Origin of the sequence: Fulvivirga aurantia, from assembly GCF_009711475.1 — a bacterium.
GTDB classification, from domain to species: domain Bacteria; phylum Bacteroidota; class Bacteroidia; order Cytophagales; family Cyclobacteriaceae; genus Fulvivirga; species Fulvivirga aurantia.
In genome coordinates this window covers 1-8,363 of the sequence record NZ_SMMD01000791.1, presented here as the reverse complement: position 1 = coordinate 8,363, position 8,363 = coordinate 1, and the positions used below count along the sequence as shown (strand labels likewise).

Genomic DNA, 8,363 nt, shown 5'->3' with positions numbered 1-8,363 from the left:
AAAACGCACCTACGAGCTGCCTGTGGGCATTTCTAATGATGACTACTCTTCAAAAGAAATTGTTGTAAGGCTAAAGAATCGGCTACCTGCCACTTCCAAAGTGGGAAGAACGAGCTCTCCACTTTCTCAATTTGAGACAAAACAATTCTTGTCTTACCTGGAAGGAGACGGAAAAAGTACCAATGCCAGGGCTGCCAATCACCCCTTAAATAATATTTATACAGTTACCATCAACGAAGGTGATGATCCCATAGAGGTCATTAATGAATTACTTAAAAATGAAGAGGTTTTGTATGCTGAACCATACTTTAATCATCGGCCTTTGTTTATACCAAACGACCCAGAAGCTCAACCCGGTGCGAGTCAATGGTACCTCACCAATATAAGAGCTTATGACGCCTGGACTATAGAAAAAGGCAGTGAAGATATTATTATAGGCATTTTAGATACAGGAGTACTTCCTGAGCATGCTGATCTCACCGACAATCTATACATCAACGAAGATGACCCGATAAACGGTGTTGATGATGATAATGATGGTTTGGTAGATAATTATAAAGGCTGGGACATTGCCAATAACGACAATAATACGGTTGCGGACACCGACATTCATGGCCTGGGAGTTACAGGAGTTTCAAGTGCCTCTACTAATAATGGGCTCGGACTTGCCGGAGTAGGTTTTAAATCTAAATTTATGCCTATTAAGATATTTAGAAGTGGATCAAATTCATTTGCCAGAGGCTACGAAGCTATTGCGCTTGCCGCAGACCTTGGTTGTCAGGTAATCAATTTGTCATGGGGTAGTGCCGGTTCGTTTTCTCAGTCCGGTCAAGATGTAATTGACTATGCTGTAGAAGTAAAAGATGCCGTAGTCGTAGCATCAGCGGGTAATACCAATGCCTTATTAGATTTCTACCCTGCTTCCTTTAAAAATGTGCTTTCTGTTGGTGCTTCAAATATCGGTGATGAAAAAGCCGACTTCGCCACCTATAGCTATAACATTGACCTGATGGCACCAGGCAAGGATATTTACGTAATGGATGGTGATTCAGTATTTCGTACCAGGCAAGGCACAAGTTACTCAGGGCCTATGGTGGCAGGGGCCGCTGCTTTATTGAGAGCGCGCTTCCCAGATCTTTCTGCCAAACAAATAATGGAGCGGATTAGGGTAAACACAGATGATATTTATCAAATATCAGCTAATCAGGCATATCCCGGTCAATTAGGTAAAGGCAGACTTAATGTTTTAAAAGCTTTAACCGACAATATGAGTCCGTCATTACGCATCGAAGATTATGCCTATACCAACGGCATTGGTGAAGAGGCTTTTTTCGGAGACACGCTGTCTATTACGGTGGACATTACTAACTATTTATCTTCAACCTCAAAAGCTACAGCCACACTTTCATCCAGCTCTCCATATGTTGAAGTATTAGATGGCGAATTTAATATTGGAGCACTTTCGACCTTAGGTGAAAAAACCAATGAGAATAGCCCTTTTAAAATTAAATTATCGAATAACTTACCTGCCTCACAAGAGCTTGTTTTACGTATAGATTTTAGTGATGGTATATATAATGACTTTCAGCACATTGTCATAAAAAGCTCACCATCATACACCACGCTCAATAATGGTGAACTAGCCCTTACGGTAGGCAGTACCGGTGAGCTAGGCTACAACAAAGATATTTTTCAGGAAGGCATAGGTTTGATGTACCAAGGACAAAAAATACTGGACAATATTGGCTTTATCATTGCCAGCGATGAAGATACAGTAAAAGATACTGCCCCAAGAAATCTTAACCTCAATTTACGGGACCATGATTTCAGTGCTATTTCTAAAATTAAGTACTATAGAAACTCCCAGGCTGATATTGACCTGAGAAGTACTTATAGAGACAGCCCGGCCCTTTCAAATCGACTAGACATACAGGTACAGCAGAAAGTTTTAGCCTGGAAGGACTCTTCGTTAAGCAATGCTGTTGTTGTTGAATATAGAATTACAAATACAAGTGCTAATACAATAAGCAACATACACACCGGCATATTTGCCGATTGGAATTTAAATGACAAAAACTTTAATCGTGCCAGCTGGGACAACTCAAACCTTTTAGGCTATGTCAAAGACATCATGTCTGATAGCATTTATGCAGGATTAGCTTTGGCAAACAGCGAAACACCTTTTTACTACGCCATAAACAACAGAAATGCCAATGGCAACACAGCCAATATCCCCAATAACATTACAGATGACGCCAAATATGACATTGTCTCGCAAGGAATAGCACAGACAGAGGCAGGCCAATTTGGAATGGGAAATGATGTTTCTCACACCAGTGGTTATACAATAAGCTCGTTAAGCGCGAATGAAAGCAAAAAATTAGCCTTCGTTTTGGTGGCCGGTTCATCTCTTGCAGAGATACAAGCTGCAACAAATAATGCATTGGCAAAATATAATGAGTACCTCAACACGCCACCACTAATAGAAATAGCAGAGGCCTGCCCTGGTGATAACGCCATCATCGATCCTTCTGATGGAAATGTCTACGAATTTTATGCAGATGTCGATCTTACCAATTTATTATATACGGGTAGTGCATTTACGACCACTCTTGTAACCAGCCCTCAGGTTTATTATGTGGTAAATAAAGACAATGCTTATGATGGTGATATTTACAGAGTAATGGCCAGACCTAAACCTACGAATGCCGATTTTAACATGAGTACTGACTTGTTGCTTTTAGATGAAACCAGTAATACTGAGGTTACGATTACCGATAAAAGTGTTGATGCCGTAAGCTGGTCCTGGGATTTTGGCAATGGCTTTACATCTAGTGTGCAGCACCCTCTTATGAATTACTCAAACCCCGGTATTTATACCATCGAACTTACCGCTATCAACGACCTTGGGTGTATAGAAACTGTTTCAAAAGATCTGGAGGTCGCTTACAGAAGCAACAAACCTAACATTAGTGGTTCTACGATATGCAAAGGTGATGAGGTAGAGTTGACAGCAACAAACGCGACAAGTCTCAACTTCTATTCTGATGAAAATAAGAACAATCTAATTTTTACCGGTACGACTTTCAATACAGGCAAACTTTATCAGGATACAACATTTTATATTACAAGTGTAGACTCAACATATGAGAGTAATGTAAAAGAAGTAAAAATACTAATGAGCGCTATTAAGGCAGACTTTAAAGTAGAAATTGATACCACAGACTTAAGCAGCAAAAACTTGCTTCAGCTTAAAAACAATAGCCAGAATGAAAGTCTATATGTTTGGTTTGTAAATAACACACTTGCTGGTAACTCTACAGACATTAGCTATGATTATTCGGGTCAAAGCAGTTTTGATTTGTCTCTTATGGCAGAAGATATCAATGGATGTAGAGATACGTTAATACAAACTATTGTACCTAAAGTCAGTCCTGCTCCGGGAATTTCATCAATACAAATTTGCAAAGGTGAGAGTGTAAATCTGACACCTGAAAATGGCTCTGTATTTTTATTCTATAACGATGAGTCAATGGATGACATCCTGCACAAGGGCACTTCTTTTGATCTGGACAATTTAAACGCGGATACCACTTTTTATATAACTTCTATAGACAGTCTTGTCGAAAGCAGTCCTACTGCCGTAAATATTGATGTGAGCAACATCGCAGCGAGTTTCAATCTCTCTCACGACACATTAGATTTAAGTGAAATTGACCTATTAACCGTAACTGATGATAGCCAGGAAGCCACGGACTATAACTGGTATGTCGATGATAGTCTCATTAGCACCGCTCAACTGCCATCATTTGATTTCAGCAATCCTGGCGATTATAAGATAGAGCTGAAAGTGTCTAACAGCATCGGCTGCTCAGACTCAACATCGCAAACATTGCATATTACAAAGATTACGGGCACGAATTTGAAAATTTCAGATTTCAATGTATTTCCTAATCCTACTTATGATCAATTAAAGTTTGAAGGCCCACAAGTGGTTGACCTTAAGATTGTGGATCTAAAAGGCAAAACTTACTATGAAGAGCAAGCCATTAGAAATACTACAATTGATACGGAATCCTTACCTGATGGCATTTACATATTAGAAATAAAACAAGGTAATGAGACTACTTATAAAAAAATTATGAAAGCAAGCCGTTAGTCTTGTGCCGCAAATACTTTCTTAAGTAGTTCAGTTGTTCTCGCTACAGGATTCTCCCTGATGTTTTTCTCTTCTTTGGCAATAAGAAAAAATAAACCCTCCACTGCACGGTCTGTGGCATATTCGTCAAGGTTTGGATTCACTTCATCTACAAAAGGAATTTTATTATATGTATTTACCAAATTGCTGTAATATTTAGTTGCATTGGTTTTATCAAGCGATCTTTTAATTACAGGCTGAAATTTACTCTTTAACTGAGCAGAGGTAGTCCTTATCAGATATTGGGTGGCAGCATCATCTTCGCCTTTCAAAATATTCCAGGCATCCTGTATGGTCATAGATCTTATCGCTGAAACAAATATCGGCTTGGCCTCTTTGGCTGCCTCCTCGGCTCCCCTATTCAGTGTTTTCACAAACTTATCTACCTCATCACCAAGCCCCACTTGTCGCAATTTGGTTTCTACTCGTTGTACATCAGGAGGAAAAGGTATTTTTATTGAAGGGTTCTTAAAATATCCGTCTACCCGTGATGCACTCGCAGAACCCGTAGAGGTTCCTTTAATTAATGCCTCCTTTAAACCAGATGCTACCTGCTCCTGGGTAAGTTGCCCATTTCCCAGTGCATCGTTTACCGTACCAAGCGTTTGATTTATCTGAGCTGTTGTACAGGCTGCCAACAGCATTACCAATGAAAAGTATAGGAAAAGGTTTTTCATAGTCGTTATATAGATTGGGTTTACGATCAATATATCACTTTCATTTCAACCATTTTACATGTTAATGAAAATAATAAAGCCTTGACTATCCGAACAATCAAGGTCACTGCTAGTTACAATAAATAATAATTACAGGTCGATTTTTATCGATTATGGTAGATTTGCTACGGAGAAATACCTCTCCATGTACTGATAAGTTTTTTTATGCATAAGACAAAAGTTGAAATCATAACCATTGGAGATGAGATTCTATTTGGACAAATTCTCGATACTAACTCTCAATGGATCAGTCAGGAGCTCGACCGGGTAGGCATCAAAACCATTCGAAAAACCACAATCAGTGATGATCGCCTAGACTTATTGTCTGCCTTCAAAGAAGCAGAAAACCGAGCTGACATTGTACTTATCACGGGTGGCCTCGGTCCAACAAATGATGATCTTACCAAGCCTTGTCTAGCCGAGTATTTCGATTGTGGAGTAGCCATGCATGAAGAAGCCTTACAAGAAGTGACTGCCTTTTTTGCAGGCCGAGGTTTAGAGCTTACAGATATTAATAGAAAACAGGCAGAGTTGCCTACCTGCTGCGAATACGTACCCAACAAGTTAGGAACCGCTCCTGGTATGTGGTTCGAGAGAAAAGGAAAAGTATTTGTCTCTATGCCTGGGGTGCCATACGAAATGCAAAGAATGATGGTGGATACGGTAATTCCCAAACTTCAGAGTGTATTTCAGACTGATGTGATACATCACAAAATCATTAAAACTGTAGGCATCGGTGAATCCTGGCTTTCTGATATAATTAAAGACTGGGAGTTTAACCTGCCAAAGCACATCAAACTTGCCTACCTACCAAGCCTGGGACAGGTAAAACTGCGACTTACCGCAACGGGTGATGATCTCGAGCAACTCAAAGCCGAAGTAGATGAGCAAATAGAAAAATTTAAACCATACGCTGGCAAGTATATTTATGGTTATGATAAAGATCAGATAGAAACCGCAGTAGGTGACCTATTAAAAAAACATGACAAAACTATCGCTTTAGCTGAGAGTTGTACTGGTGGCTATGTCACCCATATGATTACTAGCGTACCCGGCAGTTCTGCCTACTTTCAAGGGGCCATAGTGCCTTATCATAACGATTTCAAAATTGATGTGTTAGGTGTAGATAAGCAAGCCATTATAAATAATGGTGCGGTAAGCGAAGCCACCATCATAGAAATGGCCAACAAAGCAAGAAATCTTTTTAATGCAGATATTGGTATCGCTACAAGCGGAATAGCTGGGCCTTCAGGAGGTACTGAAGAAAAACCGGTCGGTACAGTTTGGATTGCTTATGCTGATGGTAAGCATACTATTACAAAGAAATTACAACTTGCAAAAGACCGTACATTGAACATAAAGGCAACTGCTGTAGCCTTACTTAACCTGGTAAGGATAAGTTTGCCGAAATCGATTGAGATAAAAGACTAAAATGCTAAATTTGCGGTGAATTTGGAGAAGCATTCTTAATTAGAAACTAAATAATAAATGGCACTAGTTGAATTATTAATGCCCAAAATGGGCGAAAGCATCATGGAAGCGACTGTTCTTTCATGGTTAAAAAGTGAAGGTGACACCATAGAGCAAGACGAGTCTGTACTTGAGGTAGCTACCGATAAGGTAGATACAGAAGTACCCTCATTACATGCTGGTGTACTTAAAGAAATTTTAGCTCAGGAAGGTGACGTGATTGAGGTTGGAAAACCCATTGCAATCATCGCTACAGAAGGTGAAGACGGTGGTAGTGCACCTGCGTCTAAACCAGAAGCTGCACCTGCTAAGGAAGAAAAAGCTGCTGCGCCTAGTGCCGCGTCAAGCTCAAATGGAGCCGTGAAGCAGCAAGAACCTGCATCTGATAGATTCTACTCTCCTTTGGTAAAAAATATAGCCAAGGAAGAAGGTATTCCTATGGCTGAGTTAGAAACAATTTCTGGTTCTGGGAAAGAAGGCCGTGTAACTAAAAAGGACATGCTGGCTTATTTAGAAAACAGAGGCGAACAAGCGACTCAAACAGCTACAGCGCCAGCACCAGCCCAGACACAAACTCAGAAATCTGCTGATGCGCCACAACCTCAAAAAGTAAACGTTTCTATAAGTGCCGGAGACGAAATCATTGAGATGGACAGAATGCGTAAAATGATTGCGCAGCGTATGGTGGACTCTAAGCGAATTTCTCCACATGTAACGTCATTTGTAGAAGCCGATGTAACTAACATTGTGCATTGGAGAAACAGAAACAAAAATTCTTTTAAAGAAAGAGAAGGCGACAACCTTACATTTACTCCAATCTTTATTGAGGCTGTTGCAAAAGCCATCAGAGACTACCCGATGATTAATGTACAGGTAGATGGAGATAACATCATCAAGAAAAAAGACATCAATATAGGTATGGCAGTTGCTCTACCATCAGGCAACTTAATTGTTCCTGTAATTAGAAATGCTGACCAGCTAAACCTTACGGGTTTGGCTAAAAAGGTAAACGACTTAGCAAGAAGAGCCAGGGAAAACAAACTTACTCCGGACGAACTTTCGGGAGGAACATTTACAATCTCTAATGTAGGTTCTTTTGGTAACGTGATGGGTACGCCTATAATCATGCAGCCTCAGGTGGGTATTTTAGCTTTAGGAGCGATTGTAAAAAAACCAGCGGTGGTTGAGACACCAAACGGTGACGCTATCGCTATCAGACATAAGATGTTCTTATCTCATAGCTATGACCACAGAGTAGTAGATGGCTCTCTAGGTGGTATGGTAGTACGAAGAGTAGCAGATCATTTAGAGCGATTTGAGCTTAATAGAGATATTTAAGAGCAACAAATAATTCAAGTAATAAAGAGCCAGTGCTGTAGAAAGCGCTGGCTCTTTTGTTATAGATAAATTCCCTCTTGAAAGCAGTAACTCTTATTCGGCCTAGCTGTTTTATTATTAATTATATAACTAAAACTAAACAACGCTATGTCAAGTCCGGAACACAAAAAGCTTATATGGAATTTAATTAAGGATATAAAAGTCGGAATGCTCGTGACTGCAGAAAATGAAAGCAGCAAAATGAGAGCCCGCCCTATGCATTTGGTGCAAGACGCTTACGATGGCACTTTGTACTTTTATACTTCAAAGAAAGACTGTAAGGTATACGAAATAGAAAGTGACAAAGATGTGTGCCTAACCTTTGCCGATACAAGCAGTCAGGTATATGTAAGTCTCACAGGTCAGGCAAAACTTACGCAAGACAAAGAACTAATCAATCGCTACTGGAACTCATGGGTAGGTGCCTGGTTTGAAGAAGGTAAGAAAGACCCTGATGTTGCCATGTTGGAAGTAAAGATCAGTAAAGGAGAACACTGGAATGCTAAAGAAAACAAACTATTACAACTGTTTGAAATAGCCAAGGCCAATATTAAAGATGAAGAAACACCAGATATTGGAGAAAACGAAAAGTTTGGATATTA

General features: G+C 39.9%; 5 protein-coding genes. 4 read left to right on the top strand and 1 reads right to left on the bottom strand.

What is annotated here, in order from left to right; translation table 11 throughout:
- A partial coding sequence (locus E1176_RS10380; RefSeq protein ID WP_155210541.1) for a S8 family serine peptidase occupies positions 1 to 4,159 on the top strand: 4,159 nt, incomplete at its 5' end.
- On the opposite strand, the gene E1176_RS10375 is transcribed toward E1176_RS10380, so the two are convergent.
- Positions 4,156 to 4,875 carry a DUF4197 domain-containing protein gene (locus tag E1176_RS10375; protein ID WP_155210540.1) on the bottom strand — a complete coding sequence of 240 codons (720 nt, stop codon included), beginning with the start codon at positions 4,873 to 4,875 and terminating at the stop codon, positions 4,156 to 4,158. The genes E1176_RS10380 and E1176_RS10375 overlap by 4 nt on opposite strands.
- Positions 4,876 to 5,079: 204 nt before the next feature.
- Between E1176_RS10375 and E1176_RS10370 the strand changes: the two genes are divergently transcribed.
- From E1176_RS10370 to E1176_RS10360, 3 genes are all read left to right on the top strand, one after another.
- The gene (locus tag E1176_RS10370) at positions 5,080 to 6,345 is read left to right on the top strand and encodes a competence/damage-inducible protein A (RefSeq protein ID WP_155210539.1); all 1,266 of its coding nucleotides are present in this window, start codon (positions 5,080 to 5,082) and stop codon (positions 6,343 to 6,345) included.
- A 57-nt stretch (positions 6,346 to 6,402) separates the two neighbouring features.
- On the top strand, positions 6,403 to 7,722 hold the full coding sequence (locus tag E1176_RS10365; RefSeq protein ID WP_155210538.1) for a dihydrolipoamide acetyltransferase family protein: 1,320 nt from the start codon (positions 6,403 to 6,405) through the stop codon (positions 7,720 to 7,722).
- Positions 7,723 to 7,869: 147 nt separating this feature from the next.
- The coding region (locus E1176_RS10360) for a pyridoxamine 5'-phosphate oxidase family protein (RefSeq protein WP_155210537.1) at positions 7,870 to 8,363 on the top strand (494 nt) is incomplete at its 3' end.

Bases quoted from the DNA above. Each gene is read 5' to 3' on its own strand.
- E1176_RS10365 (WP_155210538.1), top strand. From the start codon at position 6,403: ATGGCACTAGTTGAATTATTAATGCCCAAAATGGGCGAAAGCATCATG.
- E1176_RS10375 (WP_155210540.1), bottom strand. From the start codon at position 4,875: ATGAAAAACCTTTTCCTATACTTTTCATTGGTAATGCTGTTGGCAGCC.
- E1176_RS10370 (WP_155210539.1), top strand. From the start codon at position 5,080: ATGCATAAGACAAAAGTTGAAATCATAACCATTGGAGATGAGATTCTA.